Below are 23,401 nucleotides of genomic sequence, written 5' to 3' on the forward strand. Positions count from 1 at the left end.
TCCTTGCCAGACTGCACAAAGTTAACCTGTGTTTTCTTTTGTTTTTGGCCAGAGTGAAGGATTTTCGCCAATGGATTGCACTTGTCTCCATTTCATGCTATAGTATTTTGGTAGGAATTGTAGGATATGCTCTTGACCTGAACCATAGTTTAAGGTGTATCCTAAAGATATTCCACCGTTTTTTATCAATAAGGAAGAAAAATATGTTTGAAGCACTTCTTACCAACCGCACGGTCAGCGTGCTGTGGGAGGCCCTGCCCCGCATCCTGACGGCAGGCCTGACCATGACCATTCCCCTGACCCTGATCTCCTTCAGCCTTGCCATGGTCATTGCAGTGGCTGTTGCGCTGGTGCAGTACGCCAATGTTCCGGTGCTGCGCCAGATCGCCCGGTTCTACATCTGGGTCATCCGGGGCACGCCGCTGCTGGTGCAGCTGTTCATCATCTTCTACGGCCTGCCCAGCCTGGGCATCATGCTGGATGCTTTTCCGGCAGCCGTCATCGCCTTTGCCTTCAACGAGGGTGCCTACTGCGCCGAGACCATGCGCGGCGCGCTGGAAAGCGTGCCCCAGGGCCAGCTGGAGGCCGGTTCCTGCGTGGGCATGACCTGGTGGCAGATCATGCGCCGCATCGTTCTGCCGCAGGCCCTGCGCACCGCTGTGCCCTCCCTGTCCAACTCCCTCATCAGCATGATCAAGGACACCTCTCTGGCCTCCAACATCACGGTGGCAGAGTTGTTCATGGCAGGCCAGCGTGTGGCAGCCCGCACCTACATTTTCCTGCCCATCTACTGCGAGGTGGCTGTGGTCTACCTGCTGTTCTGCACCATCATCACCAAGCTGCAGGCGCTGGTGGAGCGACAGCTGAACGCACACGGCTTCCAGTGAGAAAGGGGTGGACGGTATGGCCATGTTAGAGATCAAAGACATCCACAAAACATTTTACACCTACGATGACAAGCCCAGCTTCCACATCGGGCCTTTCCCGCGCGGCAATGCCCGCCGGGTGCGCAGCGCACTGCACGTCCTGAACGGCGTGGACCTGAGTGTGGAAAAGGGAGACGTTGTTGCCATTCTGGGCCCTTCCGGCTCCGGCAAGACCACCCTGCTGCGCTGCCTGAACTTTCTGGAGACCGCTGACAGCGGCACTCTGGTGTTCGACGGCGAATCCTTCGATCTTGGCAGGATCTCCCGGGCCGACATTGCCCGCCTGCGCAAAAAAACGGCCTTTGTGTTCCAGAACTACAACCTGTTCCGGAACAAGACCGCCCTGCAGAATGTGACCGAGGGCCTGATCGTTGCCCGCAGGATGCCCAAAGAGCAGGCGGATGAGATCGGCAGACAGATGCTGGAAAAGGTCGGTCTGGCCGACCGGGCCGACTACTATCCCCGCCAGCTTTCCGGCGGACAGCAGCAGCGCGTTGCCATTGCCCGCGCCCTTGCCACCGACCCGGAGATCATTTACTTTGACGAACCCACCAGTGCCCTTGACCCGGAGCTGACCGGCGAGGTGCTCTCTGTCATGCGGAAGCTGGCCGAAGAGGGCATGACCATGTTGGTGGTCACCCACGAGATGGGCTTTGCCCGCAACGTCTCCTCCAAGACGGTATTCATGGAGAACGGCGTGGTGGTGGAGCAGGCCCCTTCCCACGAATTCTTTGCCCACCCCCGCGAGGAACGGACCCGGGAGTTCCTGCGGAAGATCGAGCACACAGCATAAGGGATGGCCGACGGGGAGCTTTCCACGCAAATGCTTCGGGCCATTCCATCGCCCGCCCTATTGCCTGCGGCAACAGGGTCCCACCCCAGCGGAACATTTGCTTAGGAAACTCCCCGCCGTCCTTTTGATACAGCTTTTTCTATGAAAGGATCTTAACTATGAAGCGCAGAACTTTTATTTCGATGATGAGTGTCATGGCCGCCGCCGGCGTTCTGACCCTGTCCGGCTGCTCCAACAGCAGCACCTCCACCGCCGCAAGCTCCGGTGCATCCTCTGCTGCCGGTTCCGCTGCTGACCAGCTGGCTGCCATTCAGGCCAGTGGCAAGCTGATCGTGGCACTGGAGGGCGCATGGCAGCCCTGGAGCTACCATGACGAGAGCGACACTCTGGTGGGCTATGATGTCGAGGTCTCCCGCGCCATTGCCGAAAAGCTGGGCGTGGAGCCGGAGTATGTGGAGAGCGACTGGGACAGCCTGTTCGCCGGTCTGGACGCTGGACGCTTTGACATGGTCTGCAACGGCGTGGAGGTCACCGACGAGCGCGCCCTGACTTATGATTTCACCACTCCCTACGGTTACATCCACACCGCTCTGGCCGTCCGCAAGGACAACGACGAGATCAAGACCTTTGAGGACCTGAAGGGCAAGACCACTGCCAACAGCCTGGCTTCCACCTACATGGAGCTGGCCGAGAGCTACGGTGCTACCGTGCAGGGCATCGACACCCTGGAGGAAACCATCCAGCTGCTGGCTGCCGGACGCATTGATGCCACCCTGAATGCGGATGTCTCCTTCTACGATTACCTGAACGTCCATCCGGATGCCGACTTCAAGATCGTGGCCCAGACTGAGGATGCCTCCCACGTTGCCATCCCCCTGCGCAAGGGCGACAACAGCGCCACCCTGCTGGAAGCCGTCAACAACGCCATCGATGAGCTGCGCGCCGACGGCACCCTGAAGGAGCTGAGCGAGAAGTACTTCGGTCAGGATATCTCCTCCGAGAATTGATTTTTCCCTGAATACGCCAGGAGGGCGGCTGCTGATGCAGCCGCCCTCCTTTTGTTATGCGTGAAAATAATCATAGATGGTCTGTGCCAGCTGGGGGCCAACGCCGGGGGTATTTTCCAGCTGGTCGGGGGTGGCCTCCCGCACAGCACCCACGCTCTTGAACTGTGTCATCAGGGCCTTGGCCGTTTTGGGGCCCACCCCGGGCACCTCGGTCAGGGTGGAGGAATAGCTCTTCTTCCGCATCTGCTGCTTGCGGTAGGCATTGGCAAAGCGGTGGGTCTCGTCCTGGATGGCCGTGATAAAGGTGAAAGTCCCCCGGTTCATATTGATGGCGATCTCCCGGCCCTCACTGTCCACGATGGCGCGGGTACGGTGATGGTCATCCTTGACCATGCCGTAAAGGGGCACATCGGCCAGCGAAGTTCCTGCCAGTGCCGCCTTGGCCGCGCTGACCTGTCCCCGGCCGCCATCCATCAGCAGCAGGTCCGGCTTCTGCCCGAAATAATTGTCGCTGCCCTGCCCCTGTGCGGCCAGCGCGGCGTATTTCTCATACTCTGCCGCCCGCCGGGAAACCGTCTCGGCCAGCGAAGCATAGTCGTCCGTCCCCAGCACGGTCTTCATCCGGAACTTCCGATATCCGGCTTTGTAGGGCTTGCCATCCCGGAAGGTGACCATGCCGCAGACGCTGGTGCCATCACCCCAGTTGGAGATATCGTAGCTCTCAATGGTGCGCGGCGGCTTGGAAAGCCCCAGCACCTGCGCCATCTCATCCAGCAGCTTCTCCTCACGGGCGTAGCGGCCGCTCTCCCGGGCCAGCCGTTCCACCGCATTGGTGTGGGCCATCTCCACCAGATGGGCCTTATCGCCCCGCTGGGGCACATAGAGCTGTACCTCACTGCCCCGCTTTTCGTTCAGGGCCTGCTGCAGCGCCTCGCTGTCCGGCGGCAGCTCGTCCACGGCAATGATCTTTGGGATCTGCTCATCGTCCAGATAATACCGGGGCAGAAACTCCTCCCGCACGGCGGCAATATCTGCCGTATCGTGGAAAAGGAACTCCCGCTTATCGGTCAGCCGCCCCTCCCGGAAGCGCAGGACTGCCGCGCAGACACTGCTGGGGGTACCGGCCAACGCCACCACATCCATCTCCACCTCCGGGTCCACCACGACCTTCTGGCCCGCTGTCACCTTGGTGATGGCGTTGATCTGGTCCCGGAGGAGGGCCGCTGTCTCAAATTCCAGCCGGTCAGAGGCTTCCAGCATCCGCTCGTTCAGGATCTTGAGAATGTCCTTTTTGCCGTACCGGATCAGATGCACCGCATTTTTCACGGCCTGATTGTAGTTCTCGCAGCTGATCTTGCCGCTGCACACGGCCATGCACTTGCCGATATGGGCATTCAGGCAGGGCCGCCCCTTGCCGATATCCTGGGGGAACCGCTTGCTGCACCGGGGCAGCAAAAAGGCATCCAGCGCGGTCTCGGCCATCTGCCGGGCCGCAAAGGACGAGGTATAGGGGCCGATGTATTCGGCATCGTCCTCCTCCTTTTGCAGCACGAAGGAAAGGCGGGGCCAGGCTTCCCGGGTCACCTTGATATAGCTGTAACCCTTGTCATCCTTCAGCAGGATATTGTACTTGGGGGTGTGCGCCTTGATCTGGCTGGCTTCCAGCACCAGCGCCTCGAACTCGCTCTGGCAGACGATGACATCAAACGCATAGGCGTGGGCGATCATCTGGCTGACCTTGTTGTCGTGGGGCACCCCCTCGCGGAAATACTGGCTCACCCGGATGCGCAAGCGTTTGGCTTTGCCGATATAAATAATGGTATCGCTTTTGTCCCGGATGATATACACACCGGGCAAAAGCGGCAGCATACAGGCTTTCTGATACAGTTCTGCTTTGGTCATGGCAGCTCCTCCGGGAAATTGGTAAAACAAAAAGCGGCAGGAAAAACATCCCGCCGCCTCAAAAATCAAAGGCTCGAATTACTCTGCAAAGCCAGACTCGACCAGCTTGATCAGGCCATCAACAGCAGCCTGCTCGTCTGCGCCGTCAGCGATGATGCGGATGGTGGTGCCGCCCACGATGCCCAGAGACAGAACGCCCAGCAGGCTCTTAGCGTTCACGCGGCGCTCTTCCTTCTCGACCCAGATGGAAGACTTGAACTCGTTAGCCTTCTGGATAAAGAAGGTAGCCGGACGAGCGTGCAGACCAACCTGATTTTCAACGGTAACTTCTTTGACGTACATAGTAAAACGCTCCTATCTATTATCGTTCTCGGGAATTCGATTTGTTTCTTGCCTGTTGCGTTGTACCTATTTTAGCGCAAGCCGAAACCAATGTACAGCCCCAGAACGCATTTTTGGCGGTTTTCCCAATGATGAGGGGGGTCTTTTTCACCTTTTATACAAAGATAACAAAATTATTCCCCCAGTGTTGGCCGGGTAATACAAAAGTTTTCAACATTTTTTCGACCTTCGACAGTTTCCCGGCCCGTTCGACCCTGTTTTCAGCCCTGATAGCGCATTTCCAGCACCTGACTGGGGCGCACCACCAGCGGGTCTTTGGCCGGGTCGAATTTCTCCTTTGCGCCCACTACCTGCCAGCCCATGCGGCGGTAAAGAGCCAGTGCCCGGGTGTTGGTGTTCAGCACCGTAAGCACCGGGTGCTCATGCTCCGGCAGCTTCTTCCGGGCGAAATCCAGCATCTTCTGGCCGATGCCCCTGCCCCGGGCGCTCTCCGTCACAAAAAGATGCTCCACCTGCCCGGTCTTGTGGTGTACGCTGACCGTGGCATCCGGCACATCCTTGGTATAGTGGAGGTAGCAGACCCAGCCTTCCTGCTTTTCCTGCTGCAGCTGGGGCAGGAACATCTCCGGGGTCAGGGCATCCAGCGCTTCCTGCACCCAGCCCCCGGCACAAATGCTCCGGCGGCCCTCCGCAAACAGCTTTGCGGCAGCCTCCATCTGCTCGGCGGTCTTGACCAGCCGGACATTCTCGCCCCGCTTCCACTTGGGGATCTCGGTCAGGGGATGGGTCTCACACCACTGCTCGTAGAGCTCCGGGCGGCGCAGACGGGTGCGCTCCCGGCTCTGCTGCCCCCGCCAGGCATCGATTTTCTGGTGGTTGCCCTCCAGCAGGACAGGCGGCACAGCACGGCCCTCCCAAACCTCGGGCCGGGTGTACTGGGGGTACTCCAGCAGGCCGTCCCAGTAGCTCTCCTCCTCGTAGCCCTTCTGCTCAGCCAGAACGCCGGGTTTCAGGCGGAGGACGCTGTCTGCCACCACCAGGCTGGCCAGCTCGCCGCCGGTGAGGATATAATCGCCGATGGAGATCTCCTCGTCCGCAAAGGCATCGATCACGCGCTCATCAATGCCCTCGTAGTGGCCGCAGACCAGGGTCAGGTTGTCGTACTGGGCCAGCCGCCGGGCGTGCTCCTCGGTATAGCGCTGCCCACCTGCCGTCAGGAATACTATATGCGGCGCAGGCCGTCCCTGTTCCTGCACTTCCTTCTGGACTGCCCGCAGGCAGTCGGCAATGGGCTGGGCATAGAGCACCATGCCGCAGCCGCCGCCATAGGGATAGTCGTCGGTCTGCTTCTGTTTATTCAGGGTGTAGTCCCGGATCTGGTGGCAGTGAGTCTCAATATATCCCTTTTTGGCAGCGCGGCCGATGATGCTGGAATCCAGCACCTGCTGGCACATCTCCGGGAAAAGGGTCACGATGTCCACACGCATCCCCATGGCTCACTCCTCCTCCCGCTCACTGTCAAAATCGTCATCCAGCAGGCCCGGGATGGGGGTGACGAGGAGATAGCCCTCCGGCGGGTTGCGCTCTTTCAAAAAGGCATCCACCCCGGGGAACATATATTCCTTGCCGCTGGGGGCCTTGACGGTGTAGATATCCTGTGCGCCGGGGTGGTCCACGCTGGTCACCACGCCGTACACTTTGCCGGTATCGGCATCCCGCACTTCACACCCGATGAGGTCGGCCACATACCACTTGCCCGCAGGCAGGGTGGCATCGTCACGGTCAAAGTAGAACACCTGCCCCCGCAGGGCACGGGCGGCATCCATATCGCTGACCCCTTCCAGCTGGAGCAGGGCCATCTGCCCCTGGGGGCGGATGGAGGTGATCTTGTAGCACCTGCCGCCCTGGGGGGTGGTGTACAGGCGGCCCACCTTTTTCAGAAAGGCCGCGCCATCGCACCACAGCTCCAGCTTCATCTCGCCGCGCACACCGTGGGTGGTCACCACCTTGCCGGCTTCCAAGTATTTCTGCATTGCTTTTACTCCTTTAGCATCCTCACCCTCTCCGTCATTGCTACGCAATGCCACCTCTCCCGAGGGGAGAGGCCTTGGCAGTCACCACAAAGTTTCTGGTTTTGCCAAGGGCTCCCCCTTTGGGGGAGCTGGACGCGAAGCGGCCTGAGAGGGCGAGCTGCCTAATAATACAAAAAGGCCCCTTGCCTTGCGGCAAAGGGCCCGTAGGGTGCTCAGTCGATCTCAACAAGGACCTTTTCATCGACCCGCACAGCAGCCGCGCGCATCACCACACGAATGGCTTTTGCGATCCGGCCCTGCTTGCCGATGACACGGCCCATATCTCCCTCTGCCACGCTCAGGTGGTAGACGATGGTGCCGTCCTCGCGGGGCTCGTCCACCGTGACCTTGACGGCTTCCTTGTCCTCCACGAGACCGCGGGCAACTGCCAGCAACAGCTCCTGCATGAGTCAGCCCTCCTACTTACAGAATGTTGGACTTCTTCAGCAGAACGCGGACGGTATCGGTGGGCTGTGCGCCGTTGGCGATCCAAGCCTTGGCCTTCTCAGCGTCGATCTTCACCTCAGAGGGCTCCTGGTTGGGATCGTAGGTGCCGATCTCCTCGATGAAACGGCCGTCGCGGGGGAAGCGGCTGTCAGCAACAACAACACGATAGAAGGGAGCCTTCTTAGCGCCAACGCGGCGCAGACGAATCTTAACTGCCATGGTAAATATCCTCCAAAAATGTTTGTGCCCCGTTTGGGGTTTGATTAAATCTATCTGTACAACCCCTGCGGGGTGTATACCTGTGTTTGAAAGAAAACCTCTCCGTCACCTTCGGTGACACCTCCCCCCAGCAGGGGAGGCAAGCTTCAAGGTTTATTTAAGGCCCCGGAAGGCATTGGGGTTGCCCATCATGCCGCCCAGGCGGCGGGCAAAGCCCTTGGGGCTCTTCTTGAACTGCTTCATCATCTTCTGCATCATCTCAAACTGCTTGAGCAGCTTGTTGACATCCTCCACCCGGGTGCCGCTGCCCGCTGCAATGCGGCGCTTGCGCTTGGGGTTGATGATGGAGGGCTTTTCACGCTCTTCCTTGGTCATGGAATAGATCATGGCCTCGATGCGGTCAAAGGCTTTCTCGTCGACCTGGCTGGCATCAATGCCGGACATACCGGGCATCATGCTCAGCATGGCACCTGCACCGCCCATCTTGCGGATCTGCGCAAACTGGGCCAGCATGTCGTTCATATCGAACTTGTTTTCCATCATCCGCCGGGCGGTCTCTTCTGCGGCCTTTTCATCGGCGGCATCCTGCGCCTTCTCAATAAGGCTCAGCACATCGCCCATGCCCAGGATGCGGCTGGCCATGCGGGAGGGATGGAACACTTCCAGATCGTCCAGCTTTTCGCCGGTGCCCTGGAACTTGATGGGCTTGCCGGTGACGCTCAGCACCGAAAGTGCCGCGCCGCCGCGGGTATCGCCATCGGTCTTGGTCAGGATGATGCCGTCGATGCCCACCGTCTCGTTGAAGGTCTTAGCAACATTCACAGCATCCTGACCTGCCATGGCATCCACCACCAGCAGCGTCTCGTCCACGGGGACAGCTTCCTTGATCTGCACGAGCTCCTGCATCAGGACCTCGTCGATCTGCAGACGGCCGGCGGTATCCAGGATCACGATGTCGTTGCCGTAATCCCTGGCGTGGGCCAGCGCCTTGCGGGCGATCTCCGGGGGCTTGGCACCCGGCAGCGTGAACACGGGCGCACCTGCCTGCTTGCCCACCACCTGCAGCTGGTCGATGGCGGCGGGGCGGTAGATATCGCAGGCCACCAGCATGGGGCGGCGGCCCTGCTTGATGAAGTATTTGGCAAGCTTGGCTGCGTGGGTCGTTTTACCGTTGCCCTGCAGGCCGCAGAGCATGATGATGGTCTGACCCTTGTTCTTGACGATCAGGCGGGGGGCTTCCTCGCCGCCCATCAGGGCAACGAGCTCCTCGTTGACGATCTTGACCACCTGCTGGGCGGGGGTCAGGCTCTCCATGACCTCCTGACCCATGGCGCGCTCGGAGACCTTGGCACAGAAATCCTTGGCAACCTTGTAGTTGACATCGGCTTCCAGCAGGGCCATCCGCACCTCGCGCATGGCGGCTTTGATGTCGGCCTCGGTCAGCTTGCCGTGGCCGCGCAGCTTTTTGAACACACCGGCAAGGCGGTCGGTCAAAGATTCAAATGCCATGTTCGGTGCTCCTCTCAAAATAGTAATGGTGTCAGCTCTCGTTGACTTCGTCGATGGAGCGGATCAGCCCCAGCATCTTGTTCAGCGTTGCTGCATACTCAGTGGTGGTGAGCCTGGCATAGGGGCCGGTGCACTCGAACCGCGCGTCAATGACCAGCTGTTCCAGTTCCTCCAGCTTTTCCTGCACCCGGCGGTAGCGGCCTGCAAAGCCCACCTTGGCTTCCAGCTCTTTCAGGGTGGTCTCGCCATGCTTGATGGCATCCCGTGCGCCCTGACGGGTGATCCCGAAGTTTTCCCCGATCTCACTGAGGGAGAGGTCGTCGTTGTAATACTGGTTCAGCATCTCGCGCTGCTTGGGCGTGAGCACCTCGCCATAAAAATCGAGCAGATAGCCCATTTCAAAGTCTTTTGCCATGATGCGTTCTGCCCTGACCTCCGTTTGTTGTAAAGTTCATTTGCTTTACATACGGAGTATAGCAGACATTCTTTTCCTTGTCAAGGCTTTTTTCCATCACTCTGCTGATTTTTCAGCAGATTTTTCTCCATTTTGTCCAATTGCGGCTTGACGCTGGGCACAGGATGCGCTACCTTATAGGTATTAAACCTCTCAGTCTAGGCCTGATGGCTTTGCCAGCCCCCCTCTAACAGGGGAGCCCTTGGCATGGCAGACAGTTCTGTGCTGACTGCTCAGGTTTGCGTAAGGGAGGAGTTTCGTGGCGATCTATCCAAACATCTACCAGACCCTGGTCCCCTGTCCGATTGTGGAGCTGCGGGGCTATCTTGCCGCCTGCGGGCTCAAAGGGCGGCTGTATGCTTACCTTGATTATAATGGGCCCACCGGCACGTCCCGCGATTCGGTGGCCGAGGGGATGCTGGCCCTTGCGGCGGAAAAGCACAAGCTGCTCCCGGGCCAGCCCATCATTGAGGCGGCCTCCGGCTCCTTTGCCATGGCGCTGGCCCTTGCCGGGCGGACGGCGGGCCACCCTGTGGTGCTGACCATGCCGGAGGATGCCCCGGCCCTGCGGCAGGAATACCTGCTCCGGCTGGGGGCACAAATCCTGCATTCCCCCGCCCAGCGGGGCCTTGCGGGGGCCCGGGCGCTGGCAGAGACCACCGCCGCCGAAAAGGGCTGGTACTATATGAACTGGCTTGCCAATGACGATAACCCCGAATACCATCGCCGGGTGACCGGCCCCGCCATCGTGCAGGCCATCTCCCGGGAGGGCCGCAGTCTCGTGGACACCATCACCGTCGGCGTGGGCAGCGCGGGCACCATCACCGGCGTAGGCGAGACCATCAAGGCCTGGACCAACGATGTCCGCATCGTGGCCGTGGAGCCCTTTGAAAATCAGGCTCTGGGCGGCGGCTTCACTGGCGGGCACGGCATCCCGGATATCGGCTACGGCATCGTGCCGGGCAATTACAACGCCTATGTTGTGGATAATGTAGCCGCCGTTACCAGCACCGATGCCAACCGCGCTGCACAGCGGGTCCTTGCCACCGATGCCATTCCCGCCTCCCCTGCCGCCGGTGCAGCCCTCCACGCCGCCGCACAGCTGATCGCCACCGGCACCAGCCGCTCGGCACTGGCCATCTTCAGCGGACGGCAGGCATTTAATCTATAAAGAAAAGAGAGTTCCAAATGACCAAGGATATGACGACCGGCCCGATCACACCGCTGCTGGTCAATTTCACCATTCCCCTCGTGCTGGGCAACCTGTTCCAGCTGACTTATAACGCCGTAGACAGCATCATTGTCGGCAAATTCGTGGGCGAGGATGCCCTTGCCGCCGTGGGCACCTCCAACCCGCTGATGACGCTGGCGATTTTGTTCATCAACGGTGTCTGCCTGGGTGCAGGCATCCTTGTCAGCCTGGCGTTCGGGGCAGGCAACACCGAGCTGGTGGAGCGTCAGGTCTCCACCACCGCCATTTCAGGCTCCGTCTTTTCCCTGGTGTTCTCGCTGACCTGTGTGATTTTGGCAAATCCGCTGCTCCGTCTGCTGCAGGTGCCGGAAGAGATCCTTCCCATCGCTGTGAACTACCTGCGCATCGTGTTCGGCGGGCTGCTGTTCACCTTCTTTTATAATTTCCTCGCCGCTACCATGCGTGCGCTGGGCGACAGCAAAAGCGCGCTGTACTTCCTGATGATCAGTTCGGTGCTGAACATCGGCGGCGACCTGTTCTTTGTTGAGGTGCTGGATTGGGGCTCCGAGGGCTGTGCCCTTTCCACCGTGCTGAGCGAAGCGCTCTGCTGCGTGTTCTGCCTGATCTATATCCGCTGGAAGGTCCCTGTGTTGCAGCTGGGCAGGCGCTGGTTCATTTTTGACTCCTCGCTGCTGAAAAAGACCATCAGCTACGGCTGGACCAGCGCCATGCAGCAGGCCACCGTTCAGCTGGGCAAGATCGCCATTCAGGCCATCGTGAATACCATGGGTGTCAGCGCCATGGCCGCCTTTGCCGCCGCAGGCCGCATCGATGACTTTGCCTATGTGCCCCAGCAGAACATCGGCCATGCCACCACCACCCTGATGGCCCAGAACCGCGGCGCGGGCAAAAAAGACCGTGTCCGCGCCAGCTTCTTCTGCGGCCTGAAGCTGGAGTTCCTCTACGCCATTTTTATCACCGCTGTCTGCTTCTTCTTTGCCGAGCCCATCATCCGGCTCTTCGTCACCGATGCCGCCGTGGTGCATCTGGGGGTGCGCTTTTTGAAGCTGGTCTCCCTGTTCTATCTGATGCCCTCGCTGACCAACGGCATCCAGGGCGGCTTCCGCGGCCTGGGCGACCTCAAGATCACCCTGAACAGCAGCACGCTCAACATGGCAGGCCGTGTGGCGGCCGCTGCCGTCTTTGTGCTGCTGATGAAGATGGATATCGAGGCCCTGCCGTACAGCTATGTTGTGGGCTGGATCCTCATGCTGGTCTATGAAGCCCCCATGATGGTGAAGTATCTGCGGAAGGGCGAGCTGTAAGCCTGACACCGCCCCGGGCAGACCCATGCTCTCACTCTGCCCGCTCGATCTCCCGGTACAGCCAGTCCAGTGCATCAGAAATGCCGCCCAGCTGATCGATGAGCTTTTCCTTCACGGCCTTTTTGCCGTCCAGCATGGTGCCCACGTCCATCACCAGCTCACCGGTGCGGAGCATCAGCTCTGAGTAGCGCTCTGCCGTAATGCCGCTGTGGCCCGCCACAAAGCCGGTGATGCGCTCCTGCATCTGCTCGAACCACCGCATGGTCTGGGGCACGCCCAGAATCATGCCGGAGTGGCGGACCGGGTGCACCGTCATGGTCGCCGTGGGCACGATAAAGCTGCGCCGGGCGCTGACTGCCAGCGGGATGCCGATGGAGTGGCCCCCGCCCAGCACGACCGTGGCACTGGGCTTTGAGATGCTGGCAATGAGTTCTGCCAGCGCCAGCCCGGCCTCCACGTCCCCGCCCACGGTATTGATGAGCACCAGTAGGCCCTCCACAGCGGGGTCCTCCTGCACTGCCACCAGCTGCGGGATCACATGCTCATACTTGGTGGTCTTCTGGCCCTGCGGGGCCTCCACATGGCCCTCGATCTGGCCGATCACGGTCAGGCAGTGGATGGCATGGGGGCCGCGGGTGCGCCACACCGTTCCCAGATCTTCCAGCTGCTCTTTCTCCAGCCGCTGCTGTTCGGTGGTTTCCTTTTCATATTCCGGCATGTTGGCTCCTCCTCAGGGTGTTTTTTTCAGTGTTCCCGGGGATCGAAGCAATATGCGGCGGCTAAGATTTCTTTACTTTGAAAAAAATTGGCCCAGAGGATTTGACATTCTGTCTCATTGCAGTATACTTTATACTAAGAATAAGATTGACAAGTATATATCATTATTGTTCATAAACTGTCTTAACTGCCGGTGCACCTTGCAGGGCGCAAAGAGACCGGCATTCCCTTTGGATGAAAGGAGAACCATTTCCATGAACAATCCCGGCAAAGCTTCCCTTCCGGTGATCAAGCGCCTGCCCAAGTACTACCGTTACCTGCGGACGCTGAAGAACGACGGCATCACCAGCATCTCCTCCCGCGAGCTGGCCGCCCAGATGGGCACCACGGCCTCTCAGGTGCGGCAGGATTTCAACTGCATCGGCGACGTGAACGGCCGCCAGGGCATCGGCTACTCGGTGGAGAACCTGCTTTCCATCCTGGAGCATCTGCTGTTCGGCAACGGTGACCTGCTGCCCACCATCCTCATCGGCTGCGGCCGGTTGGGCAAGGCAGTCAGCCGCTTCATCACCACCGACACCAACGGCTACAAGCTGATCGCCGCCTTTGACAATTCCCCCAGCGAGGTGGGCAAAGAGATCAACGGCATCCAGATCTTACACGTTGACGAGCTGGAGGCCTTCTGCGCAGAGCATAAGCCTGAGGTGGCTGTGTTCTGTGTGCCCCGCAGCGGTGCGGAAGAGCTCAGCGGCCGACTGGTCGAACTGGGCATCAAAGGCTTCTGGAACTTCTCCCACTACGACCTGTCGGTGCCCTACCCCGAAGTGGTGGTGGAGAACGTCCACCTGGGCGACAGCCTGATGAGCTTGGGTTACCGCCTGCGCAATCAGGACTGATCTATTCTTATAGCATATCACAGAAAACAGGCAGCCCTCTCCCCCCGAACGAGCAGAGAGGGTTGCCTTTTTATGAGGAGATCAACTATGGCGAAGCTATACTTCCGATACGGTGCCATGAACAGCGGCAAAAGCACTGCGCTGATGCAGGTGGCCCACAACTACGAAGAGCAGGGGATGCGGGTGCTGATCCTGAAGCCCCAGGTGGATACCAAGGGCGGCGGCGAGCTGGTCAGCCGCCTGGGCGTGCGCCGCAGGGCCGACCTGCTCATTCCGCCCGAGGTGGATGTGTTCGAGGCCGTGCGCGCCGCTTCTGCCGGGGAGCAGCCGCTGGCCTGTGTTCTCTGCGACGAGAGCCAGTTCTTTACCCCGGCACAGGCCGAGCAGCTGTTCATGGTCACGGTAGACCTGAACATCCCGGTCATCTGCTACGGCCTGCGGTCAGACTTCTCCCTCAAGGGCTTCCCCGGCTCCACCCGTCTGCTGGAGCTGGCCCACACCATTGAGGAGATGAAGACCATCTGCACCTGCGGGCGCAAGGCCACCTGCAACTGCCGCAGGGTCAATGGGGAGTTCGTCTTTGAGGGCGAGCAGGTCGCCATCGATCTGGAAAACGATGTGCAGTACGTCAGCATGTGCCCCCAGTGCTATTTCAAGGCACGGCGGGCGTTTTACGCCAAACGGAACGCACAGTAAGTGTCGATCTCCGGCAGGCACAGGAGCCACCCTTCCTGCATGAGAGCCCAGATTTCCCAAACGTTTTTTACAGTTTTCAGAGCGCTGCCCGGCTGGGCAGCGCTCTTTTTTGCCTGCCGCCTTCCAAAGTGATATATCAGTTGTATCCCACGGCGAACGTTTTTTGCACAATTGATATATCAGTTTATAAAATAGCGATATCGTCACTTTTTTCACATGTTGTATACAACATTATACCGTCAATTTCGCAAAAAGTTACAAAACCATTGCAATTTTAGAGGTTCTGCCACACTCTCCCGGCCCGTTTCTATGCAATCTATCCAATTATGCAGATTGCATATTTTTTCGCTCCAAGTTTATTCATTTCGGCAATGCCGTCAAATCGCTGCAAATCACAAGAGCAATATTTGTTCGTTTTTTGTCCGTATCACTTCAATTTACATCTTTCTTTTTCCCATCCCTTTTGTTATCATATTTGTATACAACGAGCCTTGTGCAGAAAGGCCCGCTCGATGTTTTTTGATTTATTAGGAGGAGAACAACAATGAGCAAGGCAATTTCCCGTCGTGATTTCCTGAAGGTCACCGGTGCTGTTGGTGCAGCTGGTCTGCTGGCTGCCTGCGGCGGCAATGGCGGCGCTGCTTCCAGCACCGCTTCTTCCGCAGCCGAGGCTGCTTCTGTGGCTGGCCTGAGCAGCGATCCCGTTACCCTGACCATGAGCTGGTGGGGCGGCGAGTCCCGCCACAACGCTTACCAGGAGGCCCTGAAGGCTTTCTCTGCTGAGCACACCACCATCACCGTCAACCCCACCTTCGCTGCATGGTCCGGCTGGGAGGACACCATGTCCACCAAGTTTGCAGGCGGCGTGGCTGAGGATGTCTGCCAGATCAACTGGAACTGGCTGTACAACTACTCCGGCAACGGCCAGACCTTCCTGGATCTGAACAGCGTCACCGATTACCTGGATATGTCCCAGTGGGACGACGCAAAGCTGGGTGCCTGCAACGTTGCAAATGCACAGCAGTGCGTGCCCATCTCCATGACCGGCCGTATCTTCTACTGGAACATGACCACCTTTAACAAGGCCGGCATCACCGAAGTTCCCGCCACTGAGGATGACCTGTTTGCAGCAGGCAAGGCTTTCCAGGAGAAGCTGGGCGATGATTACTATCCCCTGCACCTGGGCGCATACGACCGTATGATCCTGATGGTGTTCTACCTCGAGTCCAAGTACGGCAAGGACTGGGCAGATCCCACCACCTCTACCCTGAACTACACCGCTGACGAGATCGCCGAGGGCATCGACTTCATCAAGAGCCTGGTCGACGGCCACGTCATCATGCCGCTGCCCACCTACTACGGTGCAAACGGCGACGGTGCTACCCACCAGTCCAACGAGTGGATCACCGGCAAGATCGCCGGCATCTTCGAGTGGGATTCCGCTGCTTCCAAGTACCAGGACGCTCTGGACGAGGAGAACAAGCCCGGCTTCACCGTTGGTGAGGAGATCAAGTTCGGCGATTACAACGGCGGCTTCTCCAAGGTCTCCATGGGCATGGCCATCACCAAGACCTGCAAGAACCCCGCTGAGGCTGCTACCCTGATCGAGTACCTGTGGAACGGTGACGGCGCTGCCATCATGGGCTCCGAGTGCGGTGTCCCCGCTTCCAAAGCTGGTCTGGCTACCGCTCAGGCTGCCGGTAAGATCAACGAGCTGGTCGCCGAGGCAAACGGCAAGGTCATGAGCTTTGTTTCCTGCCAGCTGGATCCCCTGTTCGAGTCTTCCGATCTGAAGGCTACCGGCACCGGCATCTATCAGGAAGTGTTCGATACCGTTGACTACGACAACAAGAGCGGTGCAGATGTTGTTGACACCCTGCTGGATGGCATGTCTGCTGTTGGCTACACTGTCTGATCTTCTTTGCTGACCTGAGTTAAACTACATATCAGGGGCATCGTCCACCCGTAGGCCCGATGCCCCTTTTTTCTCAGGTACAGGTTACAATTCTCTGACAAATCTGTTGCCAAAGTGTGACATAAGGTTTGTTGCACTGATTTTCACCAAAGGAGGATCCCCGGATGAAAGAAAGCAAAGCGCCCTCTCTCGGGCGTACCCCCGCACAGAAGTTCCTGGATAAATGGCAGGGTCTGATCTACCTGATCCCCTGGATCATCGGCTTTATCGTGTTCAAGGCCATCCCCTTCGGTCAGTCGCTGTATTACAGCTTCACCGACATGAACTTCTTCAACGGCATCCACCAGTACGGCGTGATGAACTACGTCACCGCCTTCTCTGATGCCAAGGTCACCAAGGCTCTGGTCACCACCTTCAAGTACGCCTTCATCACCGTGCCCCTGAAGCTGATCTTTGCTCTGTTCATTGCATACATCCTGAACTTCAAGATCGCCTGCGTGAACCTGTTCCGTACCGTTTACTACATCCCGTCCATTCTGGGCGGCTCCGTTGCCATCGCCGTGCTGTGGAAGGCCGTTTTCCGTGATGACGGTCTGGTCAACACCATCATCCGCGCCATCACCTTCGGCCACGCACAGGGCCCCTCCTGGCTGAGCGACCCCAACTATGCGCTGTGGATCATCTGCTTCCTGCGCATCTGGCAGTTTGGCTCCGCCATGGTGCTGTTCCTGGCCGCCCTGAAGGGCGTGCCCGCAGACCTGTACGAGGCTGCCACCATTGATGGTGCTGGTAAGTGGAAGCAGTTCTTCTCCATCACTGTTCCCATGATCACCCCCATCATCTTCTACAACCTGGTCACTCAGATCTGCCAGGCTTTCCAGGAGTTCAACGGCCCCTTCATCATCACCAATGGCGGCCCGCGCAACTCCACCACCCTGATCTCCATTCTGGTTTACAACTACGCCTTCAAGTCCAACCAGATGGGCATGGCTTCCGCTCTGGCCTGGATCATGTTCGTGATCGTCTGCATCCTCACGATCATCGCCTTCACCAGCCAGAAGAAGTGGGTCTACTACTCGGATGAAAGGTAAGGTGTGACAGTATGGGAATGAAAGCATCCAACGCCATTGCGACGTTTTTTAAGTATCTTGTCCTGATCCTGGTGGGCCTGATCATGATCTATCCCCTGCTGTGGATGGTCAGCGCTACCTTTAAGGACAACAGCGAGATCTTTGCAGGCATCGGCCTGTGGATCAAGAACCCCACCCTGGAGGGCTACAAGAACGCGCTGAACAACTTCGGCGGTTCCATCAACATCCTGCAGGCCATGCTGAACACTTATTCTTATGTTCTGCCCAAGGTCATCTGCACGGTGGTCTCCTCCTGCATTGCAGCCTACGGCTTTGGCCGTTTCGACTTCCCGGGCCGGAAGATCCTGTTCAGCATCATGCTGGCCACCCTGTTCCTGCCTCAGGTCGTTCTGAACGTTCCTCAGTTCCTGCTGTACACCAAGTTCGGCTGGGTCAACAGCCCGTTCTATCTGGCCATCTGGGTCCACACTGCATTTGCAACTGAGACCTACTTTGTTTACCAGCTGGTGCAGTTCATGCGCAATGTCCCGCGCGATCTGGACGAGGCTGCCGCCATTGATGGCTGCAACTCCTTCCAGACCCTGTACAAGGTCATTGTCCCCATGCTGATGCCCGCTCTGGTGTCCTGCGCACTGTTCCAGTTCATGTGGAGCTGCAACGACTTCATGGGCCCCCTGCTTTACGTGCAGACCCCTGCAAAGTACCCCATGTCCCTGTTCGTCAAGCTGTCCATGGACGGTGATACCGGCTTTGCCTGGAACCGTATCCTGGCCCTGTCCCTGATCTCCATCCTGCCGCAGCTGATCGTTTTCTTCTGTGCACAGGATCAGTTCGTCGAAGGTATCTCCGCCGGTGCTGTCAAGGGCTAAGCACCCCCTCTGCGGACAGAACCATTGACTTTCGATGAATAAGCAACGCCCCCTGTGCTGCGCACAGGGGGCGTTGTTCTTATCCGCGGTGGCTCTTGCGGTATTGCAGCGGCCCCGTTCCCATCGTCTCGCGGAACACGCGGCGGAAATGGGCGGCGGAGGCAAAGCCAGTCTGCTCGGCCACAGCACTGATGTTCAGGTCGGTGCTCTCCAGCAGGCGCTGGGCAGCCTCGATGCGGCGGCCATTGATGTAATCCACAATGGACTGGCCCGTGACCCGCCGGAACAGCCGGCTCAGGTAATAGGGCGACAGGTAGAACCGCGCAGCCACATCTGTCAGGGAGAATTTCTGCTGGTAGTTGGCTGCAAGGTAAGCGCAGATCTGCTCCACCGTCTCGTTGCGGGGGCGGATGTCCTGCCTTTCACTGCGGCACTCCTGCTCCACATAGTGCAGGATGAGGGCCAGATAGATCATGCCGGGGCTTTCCGGCTCGTTTTCGGCGCTCTGCATCATGCCCAGCAGAGTGCGCAGGCGGCCTAACCACTGCACCGGGCCGTACAGAGCCGTTTGTTCTCCCGGCTCAAACAGCGGCATGAAATCCCGCTGCATCAGGTTCTTGAGCACCGGGAGAACGCCCGCCGGGAACCGGCAGCCGATGAGCTCAGGGGCAATGTGGCCCGCCTGCTGCAGCAGGCCCCCGCCGGGGCCCAGCAGCAGCACACAGCCCGGGTTCACCAGCAGGCTCTCACCGCCCCGCACCAGCGTAAAGCTGCCGCCGGACACCAGAATGATCCGGCAGATCTCCTCCTCCTCAGCCAGCTCATACTGGCCGGTCTGGAACCGCAGCGCCGTTGCCGTTACCCGGCCGCTCCATTTTTCCCGTTCCGCTTTCATCCGCACACCCCATTCAACAGTTTCTTTTCCTCAGTGTACCATGCCCGCCACCTGCGGGCAACCCATAAATCTTTCCACATCCAAGGAGGCATCCTGTTTATGAAGCTTTCCCTGATTCGTTCCATGACCCGCAGTGCCGTGTTTGAGCTGGAAAACGGCCTGTGCTACCGTCCGGCACATCCCTTCACCGTTCAGCTGAACGGTGAGACGGTGTACGAGGCGTGCAACACCAACGTGTTCTCCCTGTTCAGCCTGCTGCCCGGCACCCCCTACACGGTTGCCGTGCAGGCCGAGGGTGAGACCCTGACCCTCGATTTCACCACCGAGGCCGAGACCTTCTTTGTAGACGCATCCCGTTACGGCCTGGTGGCCGACGGCACCACCGACAACACCGGCAAACTGCAGGCCGCCCTTTCCACCTGCCCCAAGGGCGGCACGGTCTATCTGCCCGCCGGGCGCTACCGCACCTCCAGCCTGTTTATGAAGAGCTGCACCACCCTCTACCTGGAAAAGGGCGCTGTGCTGCTGGGCGACAACGACCGCACCCACTACCCCATCCTGCCCGGTGTCATTCCCAGTGAGAACGAGGTGGATGAATACTACCTGACCGGCTGGGAGGGCAACCCGCTGGATAGCTTTGCCGGCCTGCTGAACATCACGCAGGTGCACGACGTGGTGGTGACCGGCGAAGGCACGCTGGACTGCGATGCCCAGAACGGCGACTGGTGGATCAATCAGAAGGTCAAGCGGATCGCATGGCGGCCCCGCGCGGTGGCTGCGGTGGACAGCGAGAATGTCTGCCTCCACGGCATCACAGTGCAGAACAGCTACTCCTGGACCATCCACCCCATCTTCGTCAAGCACCTGGACCTGCTGAACTTCAACATCAACAACCCCTACAACGCCCCCAACACCGACGGCATCGACCCCGAGAGCTGCGAGTACATCCGCATCATCGGCGCGAACATCCACGTGGGTGACGACTGCATTGCCATGAAGGCCAGCAAGGTATTCCTGGGCATGAAGCTGAAAAAGAGCTGCGAGCACACTGTGATTCGGAACTGCCTGCTGGACAAGGGCCATGGCGGCATCGTCATCGGCAGCGAGATGAGCGGCGGCGTGAAGGATATGGTGGTGACCCAGTGCCTGATGGACCACACCGACCGCGGCCTGCGGGTCAAGACCCGGCGCGGCCGCGGCAACACCGCCGTCATCGACGGGCTGGTGTTCCGCAACGTGGAGATGCGCGGTGTCAAGGCTCCCTTTGTCATCAATATGTTCTATTTCTGTGACCCGGACGGCCACAGCCCCTATGTCCAGTGCCGCGATGCCATGCCGGTGGATGAGTACACCCCCAGGCTGGGCACCCTGACCATGGAGGATATCGTGGCCACCGATGCACAGTTCGCGGGCTGCTACTTCGACGGCCTGCCTGAGCAGCCCATCGAGCGCATCTCCATGAAGAACGTCACCATCACCTTTGACCCCAATGCTGAAGCCGGTCAGGCTGCCATGGCGGACAACCGCCCCAACGTGAAAAAGCTGGCCATCTACGCGGAGAACGTCAAGGAGATCGACCTGCACAACGTCAAGATCACCGGCTACGAGGGCGAGCGCCTGCGCTTTGCCAATGTCGGCCATTTCGAGGAGGACTGACCCATGACCCATGAAGAAATTCTCACCCTGCTGGGCGACTATGTGGACTACCTGATCGCCAATTCCAGCGCCGAGGCCCCCATGTGGAACATTGAAAAGGTGCGCAGCGGCAAGCCCAACAAGTGGAACTACATCGACGGCTGCATGATCACGGCCTGCCTGAGCCTGTACAAGACCACCGGGGACGAGAAGTACCTGAGCTTCTCCAAGGACTTCATCGACTTCTTTGTGCAGGAGGATGGTTCCATCAAGACCTATGACCCCAAAGAGTACAACCTGGACAACGTGAATCAGGGCAAGAACCTGTTCACCCTGTACGACATCTTCGGGGACGAGAAGTACCGCCGGGCCATTGACACCATCCGCAGCCAGCTGCTCACCCAGCCCCGCACCAAGGAGGGCAACTTCTGGCACAAGGATATCTACCCCTGGCAGGTCTGGCTGGACGGCACCTATATGGCCCAGCCCTTCTACATGGAGTACGAGACCCGCTACAACAAGATGCAGGGCTGCATTGACAGCTACAAGCAGTTTATGAACATCAAAAAGCACATGCGGGACGAAAAGACCGGCCTGTACTACCACGGCTACGACGAGAGCCGCCAGATGTACTGGGCTGACCCCGTGACCGGCTGCAGCCCCAACTTCTGGCTGCGGGCCATGGGCTGGTTCATGGTGGCCATGGTGGATGTGCTGGAGCGGATGGACGAGCAGCTGTACAACGAGTACCGCGGCATCATGGCACAGCTCCGCCAGACCATTGAGGATGTGCACAAGTTCCAGGACGAGGAGACCGGCATGTTCTGGCAGGTGATGGATCACCCCGGCGTGGAGGGCAACTACCTTGAGACCAGCGGCACCGCCCTGTTTGCCTATGCGGTGCTCAAGGGCGTGCGCCTGGGCTACCTGCCCAAGCGGATGGCTGCCTGGGCTGAGAAAGCCTTCTACGGCACCTGTGACAGGTACCTCTCCAAGAACCCGGACGGCAGCCTGCAGCTGGATGGCATCTGCCTGGTGGCAGGTCTGGGCGGCAAGGATCACCGCGACGGCTCCCTGGCCTACTACTTCAGTGAGCCTGTGGTCTGCAACGATGCCAAGGGCGTAGGCCCCCTGGTGCTGGCCTACACCGAGATGATCGCCCGCAAGTAACACACGAGCTTACAGCAAAAAGCGAACCGCCATGGTGACAGTTGCCATGGCGGTTCGCTTTTACACTTTTTCTTCGAGCACCCATCGTCCGGGTGCACATTCAGTATACCCGGACAAGTGCCCCCTGTAAAAGGTATCTTTTGTATTGCTGTGATATGTTTTTTGTATGGCTCACACTTCCGTGTGGGAGGCCGCGCTGCTGTCCTCATTTTCCTCATCGAGGTCCGGGCCGGTGCCCTCGTCCAGATCAAGGCGCAGGCGGTCGCTTTCCGCATCATCCAAGTCCCGCTCCTGCCGGGCATCGTATTCGATCCAGAACTCCTCCCGGTGCAGGGCAAAATCAAAGGCTGCCATCAGGCAGGCCCCGCCAAAGGCGCTGACCATCAGCACGATGCAGAGGAACACCGAGAGGAAATCGTACTTCCAGCGCTGAGGCCTTGCGGCAAAATACAGCACCTCGCACCCCAGCAGGATCAGCCCTGCCGCCGGGGCGATCTTCAGCGCAAGGTCCCAGTTGAAATGCGGCACAAAGAAATAGCAGAGGAACAGCACGCCGCAGACGATCAGGCAGACACCCAGCGTCAGGGTGCCCACCCGGCGCACCGGGGCGCTCTCCGGGGCTTTGGGGGCCGGGCGCTCTGCTGTGTTATTCTTCTTCTCGTCCATTGTCTTCATCCTCCGGGTCAAGGGTCACCTCGCCGGTCGTATCCGGCTCTGCCTTGCGGGCAAAGTGATCCAGTAGGCTGGGCATCTTCTTTTCGGGCTGATACTCCTGAAAATCGGTTTCCTCCGGTGCAGCTTCCGGAGCAGCCTTCTTTGCCCTGGGGCCCCGCACCAGCCAGATGCCGCACAGGATCAGCGCCACGCAGAGCACCACCTCGGGCAGTTGATCCATCACCAGATAGATGGCCCGCCACACCGGAGCCTTCTGGCCCCAGCGCCACAGAATATCGCCCAGCGTGTTCATAATGATCTGCTCGTAGGCGATCAGCGCACCGATGGCGATCAGGCACCAGCCCACCAGCTTGTGGCTGTCCATCATCATCCGGGCAAGACGCTTATCCTGCGGGTCGAAGTGGACCAGATAATCGTCCTCCGGGGCGGTGCCCATGCTGATCTGGGCACGCAGGTTGAAGGTGTCGAAAAAGCTGTACATGAACACCACCAGCAGCGCAAACGCGATGGGCGGGATCAGCATGGCTGCCATGCTGATGGCAGCCGCCATCAGCATCAGCGAAAGGCCGCGCTTCATATATCCCTGATACATCTGGCCCGCGCCCGGGATAAAGGCGAACAGCAGGGTCAGGATGCCATTTTTCTTCATAATCG

General features: G+C 59.1%; 24 protein-coding genes. 12 read left to right on the top strand and 12 right to left on the bottom strand.

Annotation, left to right across the window (positions count from 1 at the left end):
• Window positions 1-203 precede the first annotated feature (203 nt).
• The 3 genes from J3351_RS06165 to J3351_RS06175 all read left to right on the top strand — a co-directional run bounded on the left by J3351_RS06165 (window position 204) and on the right by J3351_RS06175 (window position 2,726).
• A complete protein-coding gene (locus tag J3351_RS06165) occupies window positions 204-887 on the top strand; it encodes an amino acid ABC transporter permease (RefSeq protein WP_005931789.1) in 684 nt (227 codons plus the stop codon).
• 16 nt (window positions 888-903) lie between these two features.
• The gene (locus J3351_RS06170) at window positions 904-1,719 is read left to right on the top strand and encodes an amino acid ABC transporter ATP-binding protein (protein ID WP_242699328.1); all 816 of its coding nucleotides are present in this window, start codon (window positions 904-906) and stop codon (window positions 1,717-1,719) included.
• A 158-nt stretch (window positions 1,720-1,877) separates the two neighbouring features.
• Window positions 1,878-2,726, top strand: coding sequence for a transporter substrate-binding domain-containing protein (locus tag J3351_RS06175; protein ID WP_117476735.1), 849 nt, complete (start codon window positions 1,878-1,880; stop codon window positions 2,724-2,726).
• Window positions 2,727-2,780: 54 nt separating this feature from the next.
• On the opposite strand, the gene uvrC is transcribed toward J3351_RS06175, so the two are convergent.
• The 8 genes from uvrC to J3351_RS06215 all read right to left on the bottom strand — a co-directional run bounded on the left by uvrC (window position 2,781) and on the right by J3351_RS06215 (window position 9,632).
• Window positions 2,781-4,628 carry an excinuclease ABC subunit UvrC gene (gene uvrC / locus J3351_RS06180; protein WP_005931797.1) on the bottom strand — a complete coding sequence of 616 codons (1,848 nt, stop codon included), beginning with the start codon at window positions 4,626-4,628 and terminating at the stop codon, window positions 2,781-2,783.
• Window positions 4,629-4,706: 78 nt separating this feature from the next.
• On the bottom strand, window positions 4,707-4,970 hold the full coding sequence (locus tag J3351_RS06185) for an HPr family phosphocarrier protein (RefSeq protein ID WP_005920365.1): 264 nt from the start codon (window positions 4,968-4,970) through the stop codon (window positions 4,707-4,709).
• A 260-nt stretch (window positions 4,971-5,230) separates the two neighbouring features.
• Window positions 5,231-6,463, bottom strand: a complete 1,233-nt coding sequence (trmD, locus tag J3351_RS06190) for a tRNA (guanosine(37)-N1)-methyltransferase TrmD (RefSeq protein ID WP_005931800.1) — start codon at window positions 6,461-6,463, stop codon at window positions 5,231-5,233.
• A 3-nt stretch (window positions 6,464-6,466) separates the two neighbouring features.
• Window positions 6,467-7,003: a ribosome maturation factor RimM gene (gene rimM, locus J3351_RS06195; protein ID WP_156059751.1), complete on the bottom strand. Its 537-nt coding sequence runs from the start codon at window positions 7,001-7,003 to the stop codon at window positions 6,467-6,469.
• A 212-nt stretch (window positions 7,004-7,215) separates the two neighbouring features.
• Entirely contained in the window at window positions 7,216-7,449 is a 234-nt protein-coding gene (locus tag J3351_RS06200) for a KH domain-containing protein (RefSeq protein ID WP_005934928.1), read from the bottom strand.
• Window positions 7,450-7,465: 16 nt separating this feature from the next.
• Window positions 7,466-7,708: a 30S ribosomal protein S16 gene (gene rpsP / locus J3351_RS06205; protein WP_035394752.1), complete on the bottom strand. Its 243-nt coding sequence runs from the start codon at window positions 7,706-7,708 to the stop codon at window positions 7,466-7,468.
• Window positions 7,709-7,861: 153 nt separating this feature from the next.
• A complete protein-coding gene (gene ffh / locus J3351_RS06210; RefSeq protein ID WP_207697333.1) occupies window positions 7,862-9,217 on the bottom strand; it encodes a signal recognition particle protein in 1,356 nt (451 codons plus the stop codon).
• 31 nt (window positions 9,218-9,248) lie between these two features.
• Window positions 9,249-9,632 (bottom strand): sigma factor-like helix-turn-helix DNA-binding protein, encoded by a 384-nt coding sequence (locus J3351_RS06215; RefSeq protein ID WP_035394754.1) that lies wholly within the window; start codon window positions 9,630-9,632, stop codon window positions 9,249-9,251.
• A 298-nt stretch (window positions 9,633-9,930) separates the two neighbouring features.
• Here J3351_RS06215 and J3351_RS06220 point away from each other — a divergent pair, with 298 nt between their 5' ends.
• Together J3351_RS06220 and J3351_RS06225 are read left to right on the top strand one after the other, a co-directional pair.
• Window positions 9,931-10,842 carry a pyridoxal-phosphate dependent enzyme gene (locus tag J3351_RS06220; protein WP_005934933.1) on the top strand — a complete coding sequence of 304 codons (912 nt, stop codon included), beginning with the start codon at window positions 9,931-9,933 and terminating at the stop codon, window positions 10,840-10,842.
• Window positions 10,843-10,859: 17 nt separating this feature from the next.
• Entirely contained in the window at window positions 10,860-12,188 is a 1,329-nt protein-coding gene (locus J3351_RS06225; protein ID WP_207697334.1) for an MATE family efflux transporter, read from the top strand.
• A gap of 31 nt (window positions 12,189-12,219) precedes the next feature.
• On the opposite strand, the gene J3351_RS06230 is transcribed toward J3351_RS06225, so the two are convergent.
• Window positions 12,220-12,906, bottom strand: a complete 687-nt coding sequence (locus tag J3351_RS06230; protein ID WP_207697335.1) for a ClpP family protease — start codon at window positions 12,904-12,906, stop codon at window positions 12,220-12,222.
• A 253-nt stretch (window positions 12,907-13,159) separates the two neighbouring features.
• Between J3351_RS06230 and J3351_RS06235 the strand changes: the two genes are divergently transcribed.
• The 5 genes from J3351_RS06235 to J3351_RS06255 all read left to right on the top strand — a co-directional run bounded on the left by J3351_RS06235 (window position 13,160) and on the right by J3351_RS06255 (window position 18,372).
• Entirely contained in the window at window positions 13,160-13,801 is a 642-nt protein-coding gene (locus J3351_RS06235) for a redox-sensing transcriptional repressor Rex (RefSeq protein WP_005934937.1), read from the top strand.
• Between the two features lie 87 nt (window positions 13,802-13,888).
• Entirely contained in the window at window positions 13,889-14,497 is a 609-nt protein-coding gene (locus tag J3351_RS06240) for a thymidine kinase (RefSeq protein WP_005934938.1), read from the top strand.
• 544 nt (window positions 14,498-15,041) lie between these two features.
• Complete coding sequence (locus J3351_RS06245) at window positions 15,042-16,412, top strand: ABC transporter substrate-binding protein (RefSeq protein WP_117476729.1); 1,371 nt, start codon at window positions 15,042-15,044, stop codon at window positions 16,410-16,412.
• A 164-nt stretch (window positions 16,413-16,576) separates the two neighbouring features.
• Window positions 16,577-17,503, top strand: a complete 927-nt coding sequence (locus tag J3351_RS06250; protein ID WP_005934943.1) for a carbohydrate ABC transporter permease — start codon at window positions 16,577-16,579, stop codon at window positions 17,501-17,503.
• Between the two features lie 11 nt (window positions 17,504-17,514).
• On the top strand, window positions 17,515-18,372 hold the full coding sequence (locus J3351_RS06255) for a carbohydrate ABC transporter permease (RefSeq protein WP_005934944.1): 858 nt from the start codon (window positions 17,515-17,517) through the stop codon (window positions 18,370-18,372).
• A gap of 79 nt (window positions 18,373-18,451) precedes the next feature.
• On the opposite strand, the gene J3351_RS06260 is transcribed toward J3351_RS06255, so the two are convergent.
• Window positions 18,452-19,267 (bottom strand): AraC family transcriptional regulator, encoded by an 816-nt coding sequence (locus J3351_RS06260; RefSeq protein ID WP_207697336.1) that lies wholly within the window; start codon window positions 19,265-19,267, stop codon window positions 18,452-18,454.
• Window positions 19,268-19,366: 99 nt separating this feature from the next.
• Between J3351_RS06260 and J3351_RS06265 the strand changes: the two genes are divergently transcribed.
• Both J3351_RS06265 and J3351_RS06270 read left to right on the top strand, forming a co-directional pair.
• The gene (locus J3351_RS06265; RefSeq protein ID WP_207697337.1) at window positions 19,367-20,923 is read left to right on the top strand and encodes a glycoside hydrolase family 28 protein; all 1,557 of its coding nucleotides are present in this window, start codon (window positions 19,367-19,369) and stop codon (window positions 20,921-20,923) included.
• Between the two features lie 3 nt (window positions 20,924-20,926).
• Window positions 20,927-22,072 (top strand): glycoside hydrolase family 105 protein, encoded by a 1,146-nt coding sequence (locus tag J3351_RS06270; protein ID WP_005934947.1) that lies wholly within the window; start codon window positions 20,927-20,929, stop codon window positions 22,070-22,072.
• A gap of 171 nt (window positions 22,073-22,243) precedes the next feature.
• On the opposite strand, the gene J3351_RS06275 is transcribed toward J3351_RS06270, so the two are convergent.
• Entirely contained in the window at window positions 22,244-22,738 is a 495-nt protein-coding gene (locus J3351_RS06275) for a hypothetical protein (RefSeq protein ID WP_207697338.1), read from the bottom strand.
• Window positions 22,719-23,396: a hypothetical protein gene (locus J3351_RS06280; RefSeq protein ID WP_207697339.1), complete on the bottom strand. Its 678-nt coding sequence runs from the start codon at window positions 23,394-23,396 to the stop codon at window positions 22,719-22,721. Before J3351_RS06280 ends, J3351_RS06275 begins: the two co-directional genes overlap by 20 nt.
• Between the last annotated feature and the right edge of the window lie 5 nt (window positions 23,397-23,401).

The organism is Faecalibacterium sp. Marseille-Q0746 (genome assembly GCF_017377595.1).
GTDB classification, from domain to species: Bacteria; Bacillota; Clostridia; order Oscillospirales; family Ruminococcaceae; genus Faecalibacterium; species Faecalibacterium duncaniae.

Excerpts from the sequence above, each read along its gene's own strand:
- J3351_RS06165 (WP_005931789.1), top strand. The coding sequence starts at position 204 with ATGTTTGAAGCACTTCTTACCAACCGCACGGTCAGCGTGCTGTGGGAG.
- J3351_RS06170 (WP_242699328.1), top strand. The coding sequence starts at position 904 with ATGGCCATGTTAGAGATCAAAGACATCCACAAAACATTTTACACCTAC.
- J3351_RS06175 (WP_117476735.1), top strand. The coding sequence starts at position 1,878 with ATGAAGCGCAGAACTTTTATTTCGATGATGAGTGTCATGGCCGCCGCC.
- uvrC (WP_005931797.1), bottom strand. The coding sequence starts at position 4,628 with ATGACCAAAGCAGAACTGTATCAGAAAGCCTGTATGCTGCCGCTTTTG.
- J3351_RS06185 (WP_005920365.1), bottom strand. The coding sequence starts at position 4,970 with ATGTACGTCAAAGAAGTTACCGTTGAAAATCAGGTTGGTCTGCACGCT.
- trmD (WP_005931800.1), bottom strand. The coding sequence starts at position 6,463 with ATGGGGATGCGTGTGGACATCGTGACCCTTTTCCCGGAGATGTGCCAG.
- rimM (WP_156059751.1), bottom strand. The coding sequence starts at position 7,003 with ATGCAGAAATACTTGGAAGCCGGCAAGGTGGTGACCACCCACGGTGTG.
- J3351_RS06200 (WP_005934928.1), bottom strand. The coding sequence starts at position 7,449 with ATGCAGGAGCTGTTGCTGGCAGTTGCCCGCGGTCTCGTGGAGGACAAG.
- rpsP (WP_035394752.1), bottom strand. The coding sequence starts at position 7,708 with ATGGCAGTTAAGATTCGTCTGCGCCGCGTTGGCGCTAAGAAGGCTCCC.
- ffh (WP_207697333.1), bottom strand. The coding sequence starts at position 9,217 with ATGGCATTTGAATCTTTGACCGACCGCCTTGCCGGTGTGTTCAAAAAG.
- J3351_RS06215 (WP_035394754.1), bottom strand. The coding sequence starts at position 9,632 with ATGGCAAAAGACTTTGAAATGGGCTATCTGCTCGATTTTTATGGCGAG.
- J3351_RS06225 (WP_207697334.1), top strand. The coding sequence starts at position 10,860 with ATGACCAAGGATATGACGACCGGCCCGATCACACCGCTGCTGGTCAAT.
- J3351_RS06230 (WP_207697335.1), bottom strand. The coding sequence starts at position 12,906 with ATGCCGGAATATGAAAAGGAAACCACCGAACAGCAGCGGCTGGAGAAA.
- J3351_RS06235 (WP_005934937.1), top strand. The coding sequence starts at position 13,160 with ATGAACAATCCCGGCAAAGCTTCCCTTCCGGTGATCAAGCGCCTGCCC.
- J3351_RS06240 (WP_005934938.1), top strand. The coding sequence starts at position 13,889 with ATGGCGAAGCTATACTTCCGATACGGTGCCATGAACAGCGGCAAAAGC.
- J3351_RS06245 (WP_117476729.1), top strand. The coding sequence starts at position 15,042 with ATGAGCAAGGCAATTTCCCGTCGTGATTTCCTGAAGGTCACCGGTGCT.
- J3351_RS06250 (WP_005934943.1), top strand. The coding sequence starts at position 16,577 with ATGAAAGAAAGCAAAGCGCCCTCTCTCGGGCGTACCCCCGCACAGAAG.
- J3351_RS06255 (WP_005934944.1), top strand. The coding sequence starts at position 17,515 with ATGGGAATGAAAGCATCCAACGCCATTGCGACGTTTTTTAAGTATCTT.
- J3351_RS06260 (WP_207697336.1), bottom strand. The coding sequence starts at position 19,267 with ATGAAAGCGGAACGGGAAAAATGGAGCGGCCGGGTAACGGCAACGGCG.
- J3351_RS06265 (WP_207697337.1), top strand. The coding sequence starts at position 19,367 with ATGAAGCTTTCCCTGATTCGTTCCATGACCCGCAGTGCCGTGTTTGAG.
- J3351_RS06270 (WP_005934947.1), top strand. The coding sequence starts at position 20,927 with ATGACCCATGAAGAAATTCTCACCCTGCTGGGCGACTATGTGGACTAC.
- J3351_RS06275 (WP_207697338.1), bottom strand. The coding sequence starts at position 22,738 with ATGGACGAGAAGAAGAATAACACAGCAGAGCGCCCGGCCCCCAAAGCC.
- J3351_RS06280 (WP_207697339.1), bottom strand. The coding sequence starts at position 23,396 with ATGAAGAAAAATGGCATCCTGACCCTGCTGTTCGCCTTTATCCCGGGC.